Origin of the sequence: Streptomyces sp. NPDC001750 (genome assembly GCF_042892615.1) — a bacterium.
Classification (GTDB): Bacteria; Actinomycetota; Actinomycetes; order Streptomycetales; family Streptomycetaceae; genus Streptomyces.
Map to the genome: position 1 here is coordinate 1 of NZ_JBIAUE010000037.1, position 18,286 is coordinate 18,286.

General features: G+C 69.6%; 15 protein-coding genes and 2 pseudogenes. 12 read left to right on the top strand and 5 right to left on the bottom strand.

Features of this window, described 5'->3' with window-relative positions:
* The 3 genes from ACFYY6_RS34125 to ACFYY6_RS34135 form a co-directional block, all read right to left on the bottom strand.
* The coding region (locus ACFYY6_RS34125) for a type I polyketide synthase (RefSeq protein ID WP_389197202.1) at window positions 1–2,198 on the bottom strand (2,198 nt) is incomplete at its 3' end.
* A 205-nt stretch (window positions 2,199–2,403) separates the two neighbouring features.
* Window positions 2,404–3,906 (bottom strand): FAD-binding oxidoreductase, encoded by a 1,503-nt coding sequence (locus tag ACFYY6_RS34130; protein WP_389197204.1) that lies wholly within the window; start codon window positions 3,904–3,906, stop codon window positions 2,404–2,406.
* A gap of 29 nt (window positions 3,907–3,935) precedes the next feature.
* Window positions 3,936–4,784 (bottom strand): sensor histidine kinase, encoded by an 849-nt coding sequence (locus ACFYY6_RS34135; protein ID WP_389197206.1) that lies wholly within the window; start codon window positions 4,782–4,784, stop codon window positions 3,936–3,938.
* 1,008 nt (window positions 4,785–5,792) lie between these two features.
* On the opposite strand from ACFYY6_RS34135, the gene ACFYY6_RS34140 reads away from it, so the two are divergent.
* Together ACFYY6_RS34140 and ACFYY6_RS34145 are read left to right on the top strand one after the other, a co-directional pair.
* Window positions 5,793–6,041 carry a hypothetical protein gene (locus ACFYY6_RS34140; RefSeq protein ID WP_389197208.1) on the top strand — a complete coding sequence of 83 codons (249 nt, stop codon included), beginning with the start codon at window positions 5,793–5,795 and terminating at the stop codon, window positions 6,039–6,041.
* Window positions 6,025–7,089: a 3-oxoacyl-[acyl-carrier-protein] synthase III C-terminal domain-containing protein gene (locus ACFYY6_RS34145; RefSeq protein ID WP_351525731.1), complete on the top strand. Its 1,065-nt coding sequence runs from the start codon at window positions 6,025–6,027 to the stop codon at window positions 7,087–7,089. Before ACFYY6_RS34140 ends, ACFYY6_RS34145 begins: the two co-directional genes overlap by 17 nt.
* A gap of 156 nt (window positions 7,090–7,245) precedes the next feature.
* Here the strand turns inward: ACFYY6_RS34145 and ACFYY6_RS34150 are convergent.
* Window positions 7,246–8,438 (bottom strand): annotated as a pseudogene (locus tag ACFYY6_RS34150) (IS3 family transposase).
* Window positions 8,439–8,514: 76 nt separating this feature from the next.
* Between ACFYY6_RS34150 and ACFYY6_RS34155 the strand changes: the two are divergent.
* From ACFYY6_RS34155 to ACFYY6_RS34175, 5 genes and pseudogenes are all read left to right on the top strand, one after another.
* A pseudogene (locus tag ACFYY6_RS34155) lies at window positions 8,515–8,970 on the top strand (transposase); the annotation flags it as partial.
* Between the two features lie 168 nt (window positions 8,971–9,138).
* Window positions 9,139–9,480: a tyrosine-type recombinase/integrase gene (locus ACFYY6_RS34160; protein ID WP_389197210.1), complete on the top strand. Its 342-nt coding sequence runs from the start codon at window positions 9,139–9,141 to the stop codon at window positions 9,478–9,480.
* A 345-nt stretch (window positions 9,481–9,825) separates the two neighbouring features.
* Window positions 9,826–11,100: an alpha/beta fold hydrolase gene (locus ACFYY6_RS34165; protein WP_351522222.1), complete on the top strand. Its 1,275-nt coding sequence runs from the start codon at window positions 9,826–9,828 to the stop codon at window positions 11,098–11,100.
* A 13-nt stretch (window positions 11,101–11,113) separates the two neighbouring features.
* Entirely contained in the window at window positions 11,114–11,770 is a 657-nt protein-coding gene (locus ACFYY6_RS34170; RefSeq protein ID WP_351633507.1) for an MBL fold metallo-hydrolase, read from the top strand.
* A gap of 50 nt (window positions 11,771–11,820) precedes the next feature.
* The gene (locus ACFYY6_RS34175; RefSeq protein WP_351522218.1) at window positions 11,821–12,600 is read left to right on the top strand and encodes an exodeoxyribonuclease III; all 780 of its coding nucleotides are present in this window, start codon (window positions 11,821–11,823) and stop codon (window positions 12,598–12,600) included.
* Window positions 12,601–12,764: 164 nt separating this feature from the next.
* On the opposite strand, the gene ACFYY6_RS34180 is transcribed toward ACFYY6_RS34175, so the two are convergent.
* Window positions 12,765–13,943 (bottom strand): Cmx/CmrA family chloramphenicol efflux MFS transporter, encoded by a 1,179-nt coding sequence (locus ACFYY6_RS34180; protein WP_351522216.1) that lies wholly within the window; start codon window positions 13,941–13,943, stop codon window positions 12,765–12,767.
* A gap of 468 nt (window positions 13,944–14,411) precedes the next feature.
* Here ACFYY6_RS34180 and ACFYY6_RS34185 point away from each other — a divergent pair, with 468 nt between their 5' ends.
* From ACFYY6_RS34185 to ACFYY6_RS34205, 5 genes are all read left to right on the top strand, one after another.
* Complete coding sequence (locus ACFYY6_RS34185) at window positions 14,412–14,852, top strand: DUF6278 family protein (protein ID WP_351522214.1); 441 nt, start codon at window positions 14,412–14,414, stop codon at window positions 14,850–14,852.
* 123 nt (window positions 14,853–14,975) lie between these two features.
* Complete coding sequence (locus tag ACFYY6_RS34190) at window positions 14,976–15,719, top strand: amino acid ABC transporter ATP-binding protein (RefSeq protein WP_351522212.1); 744 nt, start codon at window positions 14,976–14,978, stop codon at window positions 15,717–15,719.
* Window positions 15,720–15,732: 13 nt separating this feature from the next.
* Window positions 15,733–16,644: a glutamate ABC transporter substrate-binding protein gene (locus ACFYY6_RS34195; RefSeq protein ID WP_389197213.1), complete on the top strand. Its 912-nt coding sequence runs from the start codon at window positions 15,733–15,735 to the stop codon at window positions 16,642–16,644.
* Between the two features lie 16 nt (window positions 16,645–16,660).
* Window positions 16,661–17,305 (top strand): amino acid ABC transporter permease, encoded by a 645-nt coding sequence (locus ACFYY6_RS34200; protein WP_389197215.1) that lies wholly within the window; start codon window positions 16,661–16,663, stop codon window positions 17,303–17,305.
* A complete protein-coding gene (locus ACFYY6_RS34205; RefSeq protein WP_386609667.1) occupies window positions 17,302–18,174 on the top strand; it encodes an amino acid ABC transporter permease in 873 nt (290 codons plus the stop codon). Before ACFYY6_RS34200 ends, ACFYY6_RS34205 begins: the two co-directional genes overlap by 4 nt.
* Window positions 18,175–18,286: the final 112 nt, after the last annotated feature.

The following is an 18,286-nucleotide window of genomic DNA, read 5'->3' on the forward strand; positions in this document are numbered from 1 at the left end:
TGGCTGACCTTCAGCCGCCGGGTCCGATGACCGCGTGCGGCAAGCTGCGCGGCGACCTCCTCGACAACCTCGCCGGTGCCACTGATGACCGTGGCACGGGGCCCGTTGACCGCGGCAACCGAGGCATGCCCCTCGTGCCCGGCCAGCAGCGGCAGGACCTCGTCCTCGGGTGCCTCGACGGCCACCATGGCCCCACCGGACGGCAGTTCCTGCATGAGGCGTCCCCGCGCGGCCACGACAGCGCACGCGTCGGCCAGGCTCCACAGCCCTGCGGCGTGGGCGGCGGCCAGCTCGCCGATGGAGTGCCCGGTGACGGCATCGGGCCGGATGCCCCACGACTCCAGCAGCCGGAACAGAGCGACTTCAAGCGCGAACAGCGCAGGCTGGGTGTAAGCAGTCCGGTCCAACACCCCATGCTCGTCGGCCTCGGCGAACATCACCTCACGCAGAGGCCGTTCCAGCAGAGGATCGAAGTGCGCGCAGATCTCATCAAGGGCGGCAGCGAACACAGGGAAGGCGGCGTACAGCTCACGCCCCATCCCGGCCCGCTGGCTGCCCTGCCCCGAGAACAGAAACGCCAACCGCCCCTGTGCCACAGCCCCACGGCTCCGTACGACCCGAGACGCAGGCTCTCCCGAGGCCAGCGCGGTAAGCCCGTTCAGCAAGGTCTCCCGGTCCCCGCCGAGGACGACCGCCCGGTTCTCGTGAGAGTCGCGTGATGTCACCAGCGACAGCGCTACCGTGTCCGCGTCCAGCTCGGACCGGTCCGCCACGAACGTCCGCAGCCGCTCGGCCTGCGCGCGCAGGGCGTCCTCTCCGCGGCCGGAGACCAGCCACGGCACTACCGCACCGACCGGCTCTTGCGCACCCCTGCCACCGGACGCGGACCCAGGCTCGGTCGCCGGCATCCCCTGAAGGACCATGTGGCAGTTGGTGCCGCCCATCCCGAACGAGCTGACGCCCGCGAGTGCGGGCCCGGACTCCGGCCAGTCCGCCAGCGACTGTTGGACGCGCAGGTTGAGTTCGTCCAGCGGGATGCGCGGGTTCGGCGTCTCGTAGTGGAGGCTGGCCGGGATCTTGCGCATATGGAGGGACAGGGCGGTCTTGAGGAGGCCGACCATTCCGGCGGCACCCTCCAGGTGCCCCACGTTCGTCTTGGCCGAGCCGACCGTCAGCGGCAGTCGGCGGCCGGTGGCCGTGCCCAGGACGTCGCCCAGGGCGGATGCCTCGATGGGGTCGCCCAGGGCGGTGCCTGTGCCGTGCAGTTCGACGTACTGGACGTCCGCGGGGTCGATGCCAGCCCGCTCGTACGCCAGCCGCAGTACCTCGCTCTGCGCGGCCGCACTCGGCACGGTGAGGCCGTCGGTCGCGCCGTCGTTGTTGAGCGCGCCGCCGCGGATCACGCAGTAGACGCAGTCGCGGTCGGCGAGCGCCCTTGCGAGGGGCTTGAGGAGTACGGCCCCGCCGCCCTCGCCACGGACGTAGCCGTTGGCCCGGGCGTCGAAGGTGTAGCAGCGGCCGTCCGGTGACAGCCCGCCGAACCGGTCGGCGGCTATGGCGCTTTCGGGCACGATGTTGAGGTTGACGCCTCCTGCGACGGCGAGTTCGCAGCTGCCCGAGCGCAGGCTCTCGCAGGCCTGGTGGACGGCGACCAGACCGGAGGACTGCGCGGTGTCCACGGTGAGACTGGGGCCGCGCAGCCCGAGGGTGTACGACACCCGGTTGGCGATGATGGCGCGCTGTGTCCCGGTCAGCGAGTGCTGGGTGACGGCCGACAGCCCCTGACGGTTCAGCAGCACCGAGTAGTCGTTGGCGATCGCGCCGACGAAGACACCCGTGCGGCTGCCCCGCACCTGCCACAGAGGGATGCCGGCGTCTTCGAAGGCCTCCCAGGACAGTTCCAGCATGAGCCGCTGCTGGGGGTCCATCATCGAGGCTTCACGCGGGGATATGCCGAAGAATCCGGGGTCGAACTCGTCCACCCGGTCGAGAAATGCTCCGTGCCGTGCGGCGGGGGGAAGTTCTTCGGAATTCCAGCGGTCTTCGGGAACTTCGCTGATTGCATGCCGTGCGTCTCTCAGCAGTTTCCAGAACGCGCTTTTGTCGGCGGCCTCAGGGAGCCGGCAGGACAGCCCCACGATGGCGATTGCGTCGTCCGGTATCCCGACCTCGGTGAAGCCGTCGCGGAATTGAGGCATGCGACCGTTATCCCCCATTAAGTGAAATACATGAGACAGCACCCTGCGGCACATGCAAAGGCAGTTGCCGACTTTAATCAAATGATGGTCGGCCCCTACACCCCTATCGATCCCCTAGTGGTCGCTGAAAGGCGCGGGGAGCAGGGGCGGAAGCGCCGAGGGGTACGGGTCTCTGCGCGGGAAACCCGTACCCCTCGGCGTCACTTCAGGCGGATGGAGCTTGCACGGAGAGTGAGTGCCGGAACACGTTCCGCGGGTCCCAGCGCGCCTTGACCGCCTGCAGCCGCGGATAGGCGTCCTTGTAGTACAGCTCGGACCACGGCACCCCGGAAGTGTTCCACTCCGCGTCCGCGAGGTCGGCGTCCGGGTAGTTGACGTACGCGCCATCGGCCGACCCGCCGGGCACCGGTACGCCGCCGGTGTCCGCGTACACGTCCCGGTACAGCTCGCGGAGCCACCGCTCATGGACCGGGTCCTGCGCGGGGTCCTCCCAGGTCGTCACGTACACGATCTTGAGGACGGAGTCCCGCTGCGCCACCGCGGTCCGGTCCGCAGGAGCGGCGTTGACCTTGCCGCCGTAGGCGATCAGCGCGACAACCCCCGCCGGATTGTCGTAGTCCGTGCCGGTCAGGTGTGCGTACAGGGTGCCGATCTGCCGGTCGTCGAAGCTCCGGCGCGCGTACGCCGCCTTGATCTTGGCCCTGCCGGTCATGTCGCCGTCCCCGGCGATCCCGGGCCAGCGGGTCGAGTGCAGCCACGGCAGCCGCCGGGTGTCGCCGTACGGCTGCACGCCCACGCCCTCGGACACGGCAGCCAGGTACGTCTGCAGCCTCTTCTCTGCGTCCGGGCCGGTCGCGTCGAGCTGCGTGGTCATCGCGAGGGCGTCGGACTGGCTGTGGGTCAGGGCCAGCACACTGTAGAGGTCGCACCAGGGGGAGTCGGGGCCGCTGTTCTGCTCGAACCACCTGCCGTGATTGCGGACCAACCGCGCGAAGTCCGCCCCGTCCAGCCCCTCCCACGGCCACGCCGTGGTGTTCAGGAGCACCTCGGACGGCGGCTGCGGCAACAGTCGGCCGGGCTCCGGCGGTACGTCCGCGTCGGCGGTGCGCAGCCAGTACCTGACGACCACGCCGAAGTTGCCGCCGCCGCCCCCGGTGTGTGCCCACCACAGATCATGGTGGGGATCGTCGGGCTCGCGCGTCGCGATCACGGTCCGCGCGTCGCCCGACTCGTCGACCACGACGACCTCGACCGCGTGCAGATAGTCGACGATCGAGCCGTGCATCCGCGACAGCGGGCCGTAGCCCCCGCCGAGGATGTGCCCGCCCGCACCCACATCGGGGCACGCCCCGCCGGGCAGCGTCACGCCCCACACCCGGAACAGCGTCTTGTAGACCGCGCCCAGCGTGGCACCGGCCTCGACGACGAACGCGCCGCGCTCTTCGTCGAATCCGACCGCCGACAGCCGCGACATGTCGATCACTACACGCACATCGGGATGCGCCACGAAGTCCTCGTAGCAGTGCCCTCCACTGCGCACCGCGACTCGCTTCCCCGCCCGTACGGCCCGGGAAAGGACCCGCTCTATTTCAGCGGCCGAACCCACCAGATGTATCTCGTCCGGCTCGCCGACGAAGCGCAGGTTCTCACCCCGTCGTAAGTCCTCGTACCTGATATCGCCGGGGGTCACGGGATTGATGTGCTTCACCGTGCTTCTCCTGCCTTCCGAAACGGACGTCAAACCGTCCTGTTGCGGTCGGATACTAATCCACCGGTCCTGCAGGGTAATTGGTGAGATCCGGGGAGAAGGGAAGTGGCGCGATGTGCGCGACGGCGGTGATGGCCGGGCCCAGGCCCGGTGCCGGTGGTGGCGCGGGCGGCGTCGGCCCGGATGAAGCGGTCGAAGGCGGTCGGGAGGAAGCCGGCCGGGAAGCCGGGACCGTGGTCGCGGACCTCGATGCGGATCTGTCCGTTGTCGTGGAGGCCGGCCACGGCTATGGGGCCGTGGCCGTGCTGCTGGGCGCTGTGGATCAGGTTCGTGACGGCTCTCTCCAGCCGGTCCTCGGGGAGTGCGGCGGCACGGCCGGCGGGGCAGTCGACGTGGGTGTTCTGCCTGGGCTCGAGCCGGTGCAGGACGTTCACCGTCTTCCGAAGGCGCCGCATGGGCGAACCGGACCGCCCGACCTGCTGTTCCCAGAGGCGTGGGGCGGTGTGGTGCGGACCGACTCCGATCACCCCGAGCCGGGCTTCGTCGTCACGCTTGCCCTGACAGGGCCTGTTCGTGCGCCGGAGCAGCAGGCGGTCCAGCTCTGGAGCCTGTTCCGCCACCAGAGCGCGGTCATGGGCGGTGGCCTCCAAAGCCAGGGTGATCAGGTGTCCAGGTGAGTCGGCGCCGAAGTCGGTGATGTCCCTGGTCTCGACGTGCCGGCCAGCGCCTCGACGGCGCTTTTCCAGTTCCGTCCGGTAGACCGGGAAGTCACCCTCGCCCGAGTCGGGGGTGGCCCGAGGACCAGGCGGCTCGGACACGGTGGTTGCGTTGAGCCCGTGATCGGCCACCAACAAGACGGCAAGAGCGACTGCCTCCATGCGGTTTGGGAAGAGGCGTTCCCAGGTGGCTGCGGTGTTGCCGGCGCCCGTCGCTCGGAGGCAGCGCGAAACGATCCTGGTGCGGCTTCCGTCGGATCCGACTGGATCCCCGAGGGTTCCGGCAGTGTCGGCGGTGTCGCGCCGCGAGGGTCAAGAGCCGCCGGGTTGCCCCGGCCGTGTGAGATCTCGTGATACGTGAGAGGGTCTGGTGGGTGAGCGAGACACCACCGAACACCCTGCAATACCGCTTTGACGGGCCAGAAGACGCTCTGGTCCTGATCCTGGGCCCTTCCCTCGGCACCACCTGGCCCAGGTTGTAGAGACCGTCCAGGGGCGTCTGCGCCAGTCCACTGCGGGCATGAAATTGCAGGTCGGAGCCTCTTGGTCCGAGAGCATCCGCCCAGTTGGTGATGGCTGTGTGATACGCGGGTGATATGGCGAGGCCCCGCCGAGGTCCGTCCTGGCGGGGTCTCTGCGCGGATCCGTGAGACGGAGAAGCCGCACCGGAGCGCTCCGGTGCGGCTTCTCCGTGAGGTTGAACGCGCTGGCGCGCACGATGCGGTCGGTGCCGCTAAGGAGTCCGAGTGCCTGTATCCCTCTCGGGTGCCTGATTTGCGATCGCACCCGCTTATCCGTCCGTACTGGGGTGCATTTCCCTCCCAGCGCGACCGGGACGCGTGAGTGCGGGAGCGGTTAAGGGCAAGTAGAGTGCCGAGGGGTACGTTGCATCGCGTCAACAACCGTCCCTGGTCATGGACGTGGCTGCTTTGCACCGGCTGATCGGCCGTTACCGCGAACTGCTGGGCATTCGGATGACCGATCCGTCACCGGCTACGACGAGGCAGGCCGACTGCTCGGACTGCCTCGCGGGCCGTTCACCCGCTGCGGCGGCGCGCCCTGTGCCGGCTGCGGGGGCTGCTCTCCCGGCCCGTCCGGTGAGTGAGTCCGCTGCGTCCTTATCACCACCAACGCGATCTGTCACCGAATATGAGGAGAAGCACTTCCCCAATGAACACCGTTTCGGAGATGAAGAAGATTCTCAGCATCAAGGGCTCAGTGGAGGTCGGGCAGGCAGGCAAGGTCCTCGACGACAACATGACGGACGTCTTCGGGTTGGGCTCCCCGGGCTTCGTCGAGCTGCGCAGTCGGGGCGAGGCCGTGTTCGGCATCGCCGTCCGTGGCGGCGAATCCACCATGAGCAGGACGATCGTCTGCACCGGCGCACGACAGGAGCCGTCGCATGCGGTCACCGGCTGAGTCGAGCGCATTCGTGATCGGCAGCGCCATCGTGCTGCCACCCGCGGTGGAGTCCGTCGCCGAGGCTGTGCGTTCGGGGAGGATCACCGAGGAGGAGCGTGAGCGGCTGGGGGTGACGAGCGTGCACGTCGGCGCGGAGCCGGCGCCGGTGCTTGCTGCGGCCGCGGCTCGTGCCGCTGCCGACGAGGCGGGGATCGAGCCCGAACAGGTTGGTCACCTGCTGCACGGACACACCTATTACCAGGGGCACGACTTCTGGTCACCCGCGCATTTCATCGCGCACGAAGCCGGCTTCGATCAGTGCGTTCCGATGTCCGTTGGGCAGATGTGCAACAGTGGCGCCGCGGCGCTGGGTATCGGCGTCGAGCGTGTTCGGCACACGGCCTCCGGCGAGCCGGTCCTGAGTGTGGTGACCACGGCGGACACGTTCGGCGGCAACGGCTTCGACCGGTGGGGCAGCGACTACGACACCGTGTACGGCGACGGCGCCACCTGCGTGATCCTGTCCCCGGAGGCCGGTGTCACGAGTGCGCCCGCCCTGCGTGTCGTCGCGCTGGACTCGCGTGCTCGGCCGCAGTTCGAGGCCATGTTCCGCGAGGGCGACACATTCGGCACCGTCCCTCACGAGTTGCGGGCGACCATCGACGTGAAGTCCACCAAACGCGCCTTCTTCGAACGTTCCGCCGGGACCTCCGAATTCCGCGACGCCGCGGTCAAGACGGTCGGCGAACTCGTCGACGGGGTGCTCGACACGGCCGGTGTGGATGTCGCCGACGTGGCGGCGACGATGCTCCCCCGGCTCAGCCCCAAGGTGCTCGAACTCATGTATGCCGAGGCGATCGATCCTCGGCTGGCGTCGACGCTGCACAGTGAGCGCGACGTGACCGGGCATCTGGGTGCGGGCGACTTCCTCGCGAACCTGGATCACCTGCGGCGCACCGACCTCGTCGCCGACGGGCAGTACGCGCTCCTCATAGGTGCCGGCGGCGGGTTCACTTGGTCGGTCGCGCTCGTGCAGAAGGTGTGCCCCGCGATCCCGCGCACCTGATCGCTCACCCGCGTGTTCCGCAACGCACCCACACCCTGAAGTGCCCGACGACATCTGGATTGGCAAGCGGAAACGGGGCTTTGGCCCGGAACCGGGCGTGGGCCAGGATGCCCCCACGAGCTGCCCCGAGTTTCGTAGAGTCCGATCTTGATTGGTTCAGGCGGACTGCGGGGTTTGTTCCTGGCTGCGCCAGAGGGCTTCCTCGTACTCGGCCGGCGGCACGTAGCCGAGCGCGGAGTGAAGGCGTTCTTCGTTGTACCAGGTGATCCACTGGAAGATCGCCCGCTCGACCTGGTCGACGCTCTTCCAGGGACCCTGCATCTCGATCAGCTCGGCCTTGAAGGTCCCGTTCAGCGCCTCGGCCATCGCGTTGTCATACGAGTCCGCGACGGAGCCGACGGAGGCGGAGGCGCCGATGTCGGCGAGCCGGTCGGTATACCGAATTGATACGTATTGCGACCCGCGATCGCTGTGGTGTATCAGTCCGGAGTCCTTCTTGATCCGGCGCCGTCAGAGCGCCATCTCCAGGGCGTCCAGGGGGAGTTCGGTCCGCATGTGGTTCGCGACCTGCCAGCCGACGATCATCCGCGAGTACACGTCCAGGACGAACGCCACATACGCCCATCCCGACCAGGTGCGGACATACGTCATGTCCGCGACCCACAGCTGATCGGGCCGGGAGGCGGTGAAGTCGCGGTCGACCAGGTCCGGCGGACGCGGCGCCGACGGTTCCGGAATCGTGGTCCGACGCCGCCGGCCACGGATGACGCCCTCCAGGCCCAGCTCGGCCATCAGCCTCTCGACGGTGCAGCGGGCCACCCCGTGGCCCTTGCGCCGAAGCGCGCGGGTGATCCGGCGGGCGCCATAGGCGCCGCCCGACTCCGCGTGGACCTCCTCGAGCAGCGGCATGAGCTGCTCGTCCCGGAGCCGACGGGCCGACTTCGGCCGCTTCTTGCGGGCGAAGTACGTCGACGGTGACAGCTCCAGCACCCGGCAGACGGGATCGACCCCAAGGCCCCTCTCGCGCAGGTGGTCGATCACCTGCTCGGCCGCGTCCGGGGACGGTCGATCTCCTGGGCAAAAAACACCGAGGCGGCTTTCAGGATCTCGTTCGCCCGCCGCAACTCCGCTACTTCTTTGCGGAGTTGCTTGAGCTCGTCCAGCTCGGCGGTGGTGAGCCGGTCGTCCCGCTCGCCGCGGTCGGCCTCGGCCTGGCGGACCCAGCCTCGCAGGGCCTCCTTGTGGATGCCCAGGTCCTTCGCGACGTGCGCGATCGGGCGGCCGGTGGTGCGGACCTCGCGAATCGCGCGCTCGCGCAGTTCGTCCGGACATTTACGGGGTGCTGCCATGGTGCTGGAGGATCTCCTTCGCCAGGACCGTAACCCTGGCATCAGGGACTCCACAAATCTCAGTACAGCTCAACTGCGGCTGTACCTGGTGTGCACACCGACGGGCATGCCGATCTTGTGGGCCCTGGCGAACCCGAAGCTGGACGAGCGCGAGGTGCTCACGGCGATGCTGGACCGCGAGCCCGATGCGGTCACCGACCGGCCCGGCCTGCTGCTGATCGCGGACAAGGGCTTCGCCTCCAAGGAGTTCGAGGCCGATCCGGCCTTGCGCGGGGCGGAGCTGCTGCGGCCGTCGTTCAAGCGGGAGAAACGCCGCAAGGGCGAGGCCCTGCTGAAGTCGGTGCGGCAGTTGATCGAGTCGGTGAACGACACCCTCAAGGGCCAGCTCGACCTGGAACAGCACGGCGGCCGGACCTTCGAGGGCGTCGCCGTCCGCGTCGCCCAACGCGTCCTCGCGCTGGCCGCGGCGATCTGGCACAACCACAAGACCGGACAGCCGGTCATGCGATCCCTGATCGCCTACGACCACTGATCACATCGGAATGACTCGTCTAGTGCCGCATCAGGCAACGTTCGCCCCGTCGCGACGCCCGGCACGCCCTCTCGCCGCACCGGCCGAAATCCCAAGTACATCCAGTACGAGGGCTTCCGGCCGGCACACCGAGAGCACGTACCGGACGCGCTCCTTGACGGGCAAACGTTGCCTGCCGCGGCACTAGCCCTCGGCGAGGCTTACTCGGACTCCGGCTACGTCGTGGTGCACGAGACCGGGGAGGCTTTCACGATCAAGCAGCTCCGCAGGCGCGCGTACAGGCTCATGGAGGTCCTTGGCCTGCGCAGAGTGCGTCTCTACGATGCTCGTGCCTCCTGCCTCACCTTCCTTGCTAACAACGGTGTGTCGGATCACATCCTCGCCCGGTGGGCCGGGCACACGAACGTGAAGACCACGAAGAAGTGGTATGTGAAGCCGGATGTGGAAGACCTCCGCGAAGCCGCCAGCACATGGGATGGCCTGCACGGTGAGCTGAACGGTCGCGCGTGAGGCCGGCGACGTATCCCAAGGGGTGGTTATCAGGTGCTGATCGGAGTGGCCCGAACGGTTTCCCGCCTCGTCGTCCCGGCCTCCGGGACGGCGCCACACGCTTTGCTGCAAACTGGGAACAGCCGGCAGCTGTGCTGATGAAGGAAGCAGCGTGTCGACGTGTGGACCAGGCGCGAGCGCGGCCAGCAGGACACGCTGCGTCAAGGGCGCCCGTGCACCCTGAGAGGCTCAGACTCGATCGATGAGGCTGTTGGCAGTGCTCGACGGGCCGAGCCGCGGATGCATCGGGCCAGCCGGTTTCCCCCGGCTGTGTGAGATTTTGTGAGACGTGAGAGGGTGCGGGGCGTGAGTGAGACACCGTCGAACACCCTGCAATACCGCTTTGACGGGCCAGAAGAGGCCCCGGTCCTGATCCTCGGTCCCTCACTGGGCACCACATGGCACATGTGGGACCGGCAGATACCGGAGCTCACCCAGCGCTGGCGGGTCCTCCGCTTCGACCTGCCCGGCCACGGCGGCGCCCCCGCCCGCCCGGCTGCCGCCGTCACCGAACTCTCCGACCGGCTGCTCGCCACCCTCGACGCACTGGGCGTGCGGCGCTTCGGGTACGCGGGCTGCTCCATCAGCGGAGCGATCGGCGCCGACCTCGCGCTGCGGCATCCGCACCGGATCGCCTCGCTCGCCCTGGTCGCCGCCTCGGCCCGGTTCGGCAGCGCCGACGAGTTCCGCCAGCGCGGGGTGGTCGTCCGCACCAACGGGCTGGAGCCGATGGCCCGCACTGCGCCCGAGCGCTGGTTCACCCCCGCGTTCGCCGCCGCGCAGCCGGCCATCGTCGAGTGGGCCGTCCAGATGGTCCGCACCACCGACCCCGGCTGCTACATCGCCGCCTGCGAGGCCCTGGCCGCCTTCGACATCCGCGCCGGACTCGACCGCATCACCGTCCCGACCCTCGCCCTGGTCGGCGCCGAGGACCGGGTCACCGGGCCGGGCGACGCCCGCACCCTGGTCGCGGGCATACCGGACGCCCGGCTCGCCCTCGTCCCCGGAGCCGCCCACCTCGCCCCGGTCGAACAGCCCGCGGCCGTCACCGATCTGCTCCTCACCCACTTCTCCACGGCCTGGCAGGACACCCTCGCCGGCATCCCCATGCCCGCCGACACCCCGCGGCTCTCGGCCCCCGTGCTGCCCGTCGCGGAGATCACCGCCGCCGAGCGGCCCGAGCCCCCGGCCACCGGGCGGCCCGACCCCTACGACCACGGTCTGCAAGTGCGCCGCGAGGTGCTCGGCAACGCCCATGTGGACCAGGTCACGGGCGAGGCCGACGAGTTCACGGGCGACTTCCAGGAACTCGTCACGCGGTACGCCTGGGGCGAGGTGTGGACCCGGGAGGGCCTGGACCGCCGCACCCGCAGTTGCGTCACGATCGCCGCGCTGGTGGCCGGAGGGCAGCTGGACAGCCTCGCCGCCCATGTCCGGGGCGCCCTGCGCAACGGCGTCGCACCGACGGAGATCAGGGAGGTGCTGATGCAGACCGCCGTGTACTGCGGCGTCCCGGCCGCAAGCGCCGCGTTCTCGGTCGCCCGGACCGTGATCCGGGAAGAAACCACGCCCCGGCCGTAGCAGGATGGGCCCCATGAACGCTGTGAACCCCGCGCACCTCACGCTGACCAAGAAGAAGCACTCCTGTGTCCGGCTGGAGAAGGAGGGGCGGACGCTGGTCGTCGACCCGGGCGGCTTCTCCGAGGAGGACGCCGCCGTCGGCGCCGACGCGATCCTGGTGACGCACGAGCACCCCGACCACTTCGACGAGCGGCGGCTGCGCGCCGCCCTGGAGGCCGACCCCGCCGTCGGGATCTGGACGCTCCGCAGCGTCGCCGACCGGCTCTCGGCGGCCTTCCCCGGCCGAGTCCACACGGTCGGTCACGGCGACACGTTCACCGCGGCGGGCTTCGACGTGCAGGTGCACGGCGAGCTGCACGCGGTGATCCACCCCGACATCCCGAGGATCACCAACGTCGGCTTCCTGGTGGACGGCTCGGTCTTCCACCCGGGCGACGCGCTCACCGTCCCCGACCACCCGGTCGACACGCTGATGCTCCCCGTGATGGCCCCCTGGAACAAGATCTCCGAGGTCATCGACTACGTGCGCGAGGTCGCGCCGCGCCGCGCCATCGACATCCACGACGCCCTGCTCACCGATCTCGCCCGGCCGATCTACGACAGCCAGATCGGTGCGCTCGGCGGCGCCGACCACGGCCGACTGGCCCCGGGGGACTCCACCGGCCTGTGACCTCCCGACGGCCCGCGCCCGTCGGAGCGAAGGGCGCTAGGTTTACGTACATGCGCATCGCCACCTGGAACGTCAATTCGATCACCGCCCGGCTCCCGAGGCTGCTGGCCTGGCTGGAGAGCACCGGCACGGACGTGCTGTGCATCCAGGAGACCAAGTGCACCGCCGAACAGTTCCCCACCGAGCAGCTCCGCGAGCTGGGCTACGAATCGGCGGTCAACGCCACCGGCCGGTGGAACGGGGTCGCACTGGTCTCCAGGGCCGGTCTGTCCGACGTCGTGACGGGCCTGCCCGACGGCCCCGAGTACGAGGGCGTGCAGGAGCCGCGGGCGATCTCCGCGACCTGCGGCCCGGTCCGGGTCTGGTCGGTGTACGTGCCCAACGGCCGCGAGATCGAGCACGCGCACTACGCGTACAAGCTGCGCTGGTTCGAGGCCCTGCAGAAGGCGGTCGCCGCGGACGCGGCGGGCTCGCAGCCGTTCGCGGTCCTCGGCGACTTCAACGTGGCCCCGACCGACGAGGACGTCTGGGACCCGGCCCTCTTCGAGGGCGCCACGCACGTCACCCCCGCAGAACGCGCCGCCCTCGCCGCGCTGCGCCAGGAGGGCCTGTCCGACGTCGTGCCCCGCCCCCTCAAGTACGACCGCCCGTACACCTTCTGGGACTACCGCGAGCTGCGCTTCCCGAAGAACAAGGGCATGCGGATCGACCTCGTCTACGGCAACACGCCCTTCGTCGCGGCGGTCCAGGACAGCTACGTCGACCGGGAGGAGCGCAAGGGCAAGGGCGCGTCCGACCACGCCCCGGTGGTCGTGGACCTCGGCCTCTGACGCCACGGACCGGTGCCCCGCCGTCGCCGCACGGCCGTTGTCAGTGGCCGCCGTTACGGTGGTTGCCGTCCTTATCCCGCTTGCTGGCTGCTTGCTGAGACCAGGACAGCCCCGCCCGTTCAGCGCCGGGCGGGGCCTCGGTCGTCCTCGGACCGGGCGGCCGCCTACCGGACGGCGGGCACGCCGTCCCGGCTCCGCCCGGTGCTCCGGCGCGTCCCGAGCACGGTCCAGCCGGTGCCCAGCGCCAGGACCATCAACAGCGCGCTCACCCAGAGCGGCGACCGGAAGCCGAACCCTGCGTCGATCGCGAGCCCGCCGAGCCACGGCCCGAGCGCGGCGCCCACATTGAACGCGGACGTCGCGAACGAGCCGGACAGCGTCGGCGCGTCGGCCGCCAGCCGGAACACCCACGACATCAGCGCAGTCCCCGTGCCGAAGGCGAGCATCCCCTGGACGAGGACGAGGAGCACCGTCGCGACCGGGCTGCCGGCGGTCAGCGCGAAAACGGCCCAGCCGACGGCGAGCAGGGCCAGCCCGCCCGCGGTGAGCGCGACCGGCCGCGCGTCCACGACCCGCCCGGTGATGGTGACCCCGATGAACGAGCCCAGGCCGAACAGGGCGAGCAGCACCGGCACCCAGCCCTGGCCGAGCCCGGTGACGCGGGTGGCGAGCGGTTCGACGTAGGAGAACGCGCAGAACGTCGCTCCCTGCACGAGGGCGCTGGTCAGCAGCGTCAGCAGCAGCCGCGGACCGGTCAGGGCCCGCAGTTCGGTCCCGGCGGACGCCGGGGCGGACCGTCGGCCCCCGGGGATCGTCCTGGCGATCACGACGGCGGCCGGGACGCAGACCAGCGCCACCGCCCAGAACGCCGACCGCCAGCCCAGGTGCCCGCCCAGCACCGCCCCGGCGGGCACCCCCGCCACGCAGGCGACGGTGACGCCCCCGACCACCACGGCCGTGGCGCGCGCCCGGGCCCCGGGGCCGACCAGGGACACCGCGGTCACCAGCGCCACGGCCCAGAATCCGGCGTTCGCGAGCGCCCCGACGACACGTGTCGCCAGGAGCACCCCGTAGTGCGGGGTGAGCGCCCCCACGACGTGGACGGCGCCGAAGACGCAGAGGAAGAACAACAGGGCGCGGCGGTGCGGCCAGCTCCGGCTGAAGAGGGCCATGAGCGGCGCCCCGGCGATCATCCCGACCGCGAAGGCCGAGGTGAGCAACCCGGCGGCGGGAATGGACACCTGGAGGTCGGCGGCGATGTCCGAGACCAGACCGGACAGCATGAACTCTGACGTGCCCTGGGCGAAGACGGCGAGCCCGAGCGCGTATACGGCGAATGGCATGAAGGAACCCCATGAACGGCTGACGGATGGACCGGGTGGAGGGGGGCGGGCCGCGCCCGGACGTCGTGACGGGACGACGGTCGGCGACGCGGAGGACGTCCGGGTGTCCGGGACGGAACCGGCCGGGCGGTGAACGCCGGGACGGGGAACCCGCGCACGAGCGCGGACGGGAAACGCGCGGCCCACACGAGGAGGGTCCGCGGCGGCAGCCGGGCAGGAGCGGCACTCCCGGCGGCTACGGCCGTGGGGGAGCGCACTCGATTCTGACATGGCCACCGGGGGACCGGTGGCTAGCCTCTGTTCGCCTCGGGGCTGGACATGGCCGCGAAGCTACCAGCCGACGCGGGTGCGACGCCACCCCGTTCCCGGTCCATGGCCCGGTGCGGGGCCCGTTCCCGGTCCCGTACCCGGACGCAGGCCCGCGCGCCCTGTGGTGCGTATTCCGGATGGGATGCGACCCTGACTGGTATGAACATCCCTTTCCTGGACAACTGGCGTAAGCGGAACGACGGTACGCGAGGACCGGGGCTCGCCTCGGCCGTGGCGGCCGATCCCGAGGGCGTGGCGGAGCTGCTCGCCGAGTGCGAACTGCTGCGTGTCCGGGCGGAGCAGCGTGGCCTCGAACTGGACGACAGTCCGGCCTCGTTGGCGGCCCTCGACCAGTTGCCGCCGCGCTGGCGCGACGATCCCGAGGAGCTGCCCTGGCTGGGCAACGACGCGGGGCTGTACCTCGGCACGGTCCTGGTGCGCAATGTCCCCGGCGCGGTGTGGAGCATCTGGCCGAGCGGGCGCCCCGTGGTGCGGCTCGCCTCGGGGCGGGAGATCGACGTGGTCGAGGCGGGGCTGGACTGGGCGATGGCCGGAAGCCCCGAGCTCTCGCAGGTGTACGCGGAGTCGGCCGAGGGATAGGGCTCTCCGTAAAATCGAAAAAGAATCCTTATATCCTGTTTATGCGTGTCGTCGGTGAAGTCCCTTTTTTCGCTGGATAGTTTGCGCTGACCTCGACAAAGCGAAGAGTGGGTGGGGCAGCGCATGGCCGTCGATCCGTTGATCGAACTGCGGGACGTCAACAAGTACTACGGACGGTTGCACGTACTGCGGGACATCGATCTCACCGTCGGACGCGGCGAGGTGGTGGTGATCATCGGCCCCTCCGGCTCCGGCAAGTCGACGCTCTGCCGGACCATCAACCGGCTGGAGACCATCGAGTCGGGCCGTATCGTGATCGACGGCAGGCCCCTTCCCGACGAGGGGAAGGCACTCGCCGGGCTCCGCGCCGAAGTGGGCATGGTCTTCCAGTCGTTCAACCTCTTCGCGCACCGGACCGTGCTGGCCAATGTCTCGCTCGCCCAGCTCAAGGTCCGCAAGCGGAAGAAGGACGAGGCCGACCGGCGCTCCCGGGAACTGCTGGAGCGGGTGGGACTCGCCACGCACGCCGACAAGTTCCCCGCCCAGCTCTCCGGCGGTCAGCAGCAGCGGGTGGCCATCGCCCGCGCCCTCGCCATGGATCCCAAGGCCCTTCTCTTCGACGAACCCACCTCGGCCCTCGACCCCGAGATGATCAACGAGGTCCTCGAAGTCATGCGGCAGCTCGCCCGGGACGGCATGACCATGGTCGTCGTCACGCACGAGATGGGCTTCGCCCGCTCCGCCGCGAACCGCGTGGTCTTCATGGCCGACGGCCGGATCGTCGAGGACCGCACTCCCGAGGCGTTCTTCACCGCCCCGGAGAGCGACCGCGCCAAGGACTTCCTGTCCAAGATCCTCAAGCACTGACGGGGGCTGCCTGTTGCGTACGAGAAGAGTTCTGGCCGCCTGCGCCGGTCTCCTGCTGGCCGTGCTGGCCGCCGGATGCGGGAAGGAGGGCAGCCCGCCGGTGAAGGGGCCGAGGCCCGACCAGCTGCCCGTCTACCGGGTCGACACCGCCTTCCGGCTTCCCCAGTCGCCGACCTGGACCGCGGCGAGGAAGCGCGGCTTTCTGCGGGTCGGGGCCAAGGAGGACCAGCCGTACCTCGGCGAGAAGGACCCGGCCACCGGAACCTACTCCGGATTCGACATCGAGATCGCCCGGATGACGGCCGCCTCGCTCGGCTTCGACCCGAAGACCATCCGCTTCCGGACCATCGCCTCCGCCAACCGCGAGACTGCGCTGCAGAACGGCCAGATCGACTTCTACGTCGGCACCTACACCATCAACGACCTGCGCAAGAAGCTCGTCGGCTTCGCCGGGCCCTACTACATGGCCGGCCAGTCGCTGCTCGTGCGCACCGACGAGCACGACATCCACGGTCCCCAGGACCTGGCCGGAAGGACGGTCTGCTCGGCGGCGGGATCGACCCCGTACCAGCGCATCGCCGCCGAATACCCGAAGGCGGTCCTGGTCTCCTACGACACGTACTCGATCTGCGTCGACAACCTGCTCACCTACCAGGTCGACGCCGTCACCACCGACGACGCGATCCTGCTCGGCTTCGCGGCCAAGGCGCCCGACGAGCTGAAGGTGGTCGGCAAGCCGTTCTCGAGGGAGCCGTACGGCATCGGCGTCCCGCGGAGCGACAACGCGCTGCGGTTCGCCATCGACGGCGCCCTGGCGGCCAACGAGCGCAACGGCAACTGGAAGAAGGCGTTCGAGGCCACGCTCGGTCTGTCCGGAACGCCCGCGCCGACCCCGCCGCCCATCGACCGCTACCCGGCCGGCTGAGAGGACGGGACACGACATGGACGTACTCACGCACAACTTCTCGCTGTACGGCAAGGGCTTCCTCGGTACCGTCGAGCTGACCGTCTACTCCTCCGCCCTGGCCCTGCTGCTCGGCTTCGTCATGGCCTCCTGCCGGGTGGCGCCCGTCGGCTCGCTGCGGGTGCTCGGCACGGCATGGGTGACGGTGCTGCGCAACACCCCGCTGACCCTGCTCTTCTTCGCCGTCCTGCTCGGGCTGCCGCGTTTCGGCCTGGTGCTCCCCTTCAAGGTCTTCGCGGTCCTCGCGCTCGGCTGCTACACCTCCGCCTTCATCTGCGAGGTGCTGCGCTCCGGCATCAACACCGTGCCCAAGGGACAGGGGGAGGCGGCCCGCAGCCTCGGCATGACCTTCGGCCAGACGCTCAACCACATCGTGCTGCCGCAGGCGTTCCGCTCGGTGATCCCGCCGATCGGCTCGACGCTCATCGCCCTTGCCAAGAACTCCGCGATCGCCGGGGCGTTCAGCGTCATCGAGCTTCTCGGCACCTACAAGACCCTCAACGAGCTCGGATACAGCATCATCTGGAGCTTCGTCTGGATCGCCGTCGGCTACCTGATCATCACCCTGTCCATCAGTGCGCTCTTCAACGCGATGGAGAAGCGCTGGGGAGTCGCCCGATGACCACCCGCACCGCGCCGGCCTCGACCGCCCTCTACGACGTTCCGGGACCCGCCGCCCGCAGGCGCCACCGCACGTACGGGATCGTCTCGACGGCCCTGATCCTCGCCGCCGCCGGCTGGATCGTCTTCCTGCTCCTCGAAACCGGACAGTTCAGCGGGGCCAAGTGGACGCCCTTCGCGTACAAGGGAATTCAGGAACTCCTGCTGCGCGGCCTGGGCAACACCCTCAAGGCGTTCGCGTACGCCGCGGTGCTCTCCCTCGTGCTCGGGGCGGTGCTCGCCGTCGGCAGGCTCTCCGACCACCGGGCCGTGCGCTGGGTTTCGACGCTGCTCGTCGAGTTCTTCCGGGCCATGCCCGTGCTGGTGATGATCTTCTTCGTCTTCGTGGCGCTGAAGGCGCAGCCGCTGACCGCGCTGGTCACCGGGCTGGCGCTGTACAACGGCTCGGTGCTCGCCGAGGTGTTCCGTACCGGGATCAACTCCGTGGACCGCGGCCAGCGCGAGGCGGCGTACGCACTCGGGATGCGCAAGACCCAGGTCACCACGTACGTGCTGGCCCCGCAGGCGGTGCGCGCCATGCTGCCCACGATCATCAGCCAGCTGGTGGTGGCGCTGAAGGACACCTCGCTCGGCTTTCTGATCACCTATGAGGAGTTCCTCCACGCGGGCAAGCTCATCGCGTCCAATCTCGACTACGATCTTCCCTTCATCCCCGTGGTGATGGTGATCTCGCCGATCTACATCGGGATGTGCATGCTGCTCTCCTGGTTCGCGACCTGGGTGGCCAGGCAGGAGCGGCGCAGCCCGAAGACAAAGGCGGTGGAGGTGGCCCCGGCCGAACCGGGAACGGTGCTGCCGGGAGTGCGGTAGCCGGGAACCGCCGCGAGGCGGCTCCCGAGGAGCGGTACCCGTCCGGCGGCAGCCGGTGATCACTCCTCGCGCACGGGACGGACCCGTACGCACGCGCGCATGTGCGCGTGTT

Excerpts from the sequence above, each read along its gene's own strand:
- ACFYY6_RS34140 (WP_389197208.1), top strand. The coding sequence starts at position 5,793 with ATGAACACCGTTTCGGAGATGAAGAAGATTCTCAGCATCAAGGGCTCA.
- ACFYY6_RS34200 (WP_389197215.1), top strand. The coding sequence starts at position 16,661 with ATGGACGTACTCACGCACAACTTCTCGCTGTACGGCAAGGGCTTCCTC.
- ACFYY6_RS34170 (WP_351633507.1), top strand. The coding sequence starts at position 11,114 with ATGAACGCTGTGAACCCCGCGCACCTCACGCTGACCAAGAAGAAGCAC.
- ACFYY6_RS34205 (WP_386609667.1), top strand. The coding sequence starts at position 17,302 with ATGACCACCCGCACCGCGCCGGCCTCGACCGCCCTCTACGACGTTCCG.
- ACFYY6_RS34145 (WP_351525731.1), top strand. The coding sequence starts at position 6,025 with ATGCGGTCACCGGCTGAGTCGAGCGCATTCGTGATCGGCAGCGCCATC.
- ACFYY6_RS34190 (WP_351522212.1), top strand. The coding sequence starts at position 14,976 with ATGGCCGTCGATCCGTTGATCGAACTGCGGGACGTCAACAAGTACTAC.
- ACFYY6_RS34180 (WP_351522216.1), bottom strand. The coding sequence starts at position 13,943 with ATGCCATTCGCCGTATACGCGCTCGGGCTCGCCGTCTTCGCCCAGGGC.
- ACFYY6_RS34175 (WP_351522218.1), top strand. The coding sequence starts at position 11,821 with ATGCGCATCGCCACCTGGAACGTCAATTCGATCACCGCCCGGCTCCCG.
- ACFYY6_RS34185 (WP_351522214.1), top strand. The coding sequence starts at position 14,412 with ATGAACATCCCTTTCCTGGACAACTGGCGTAAGCGGAACGACGGTACG.
- ACFYY6_RS34135 (WP_389197206.1), bottom strand. The coding sequence starts at position 4,784 with ATGGAGGCAGTCGCTCTTGCCGTCTTGTTGGTGGCCGATCACGGGCTC.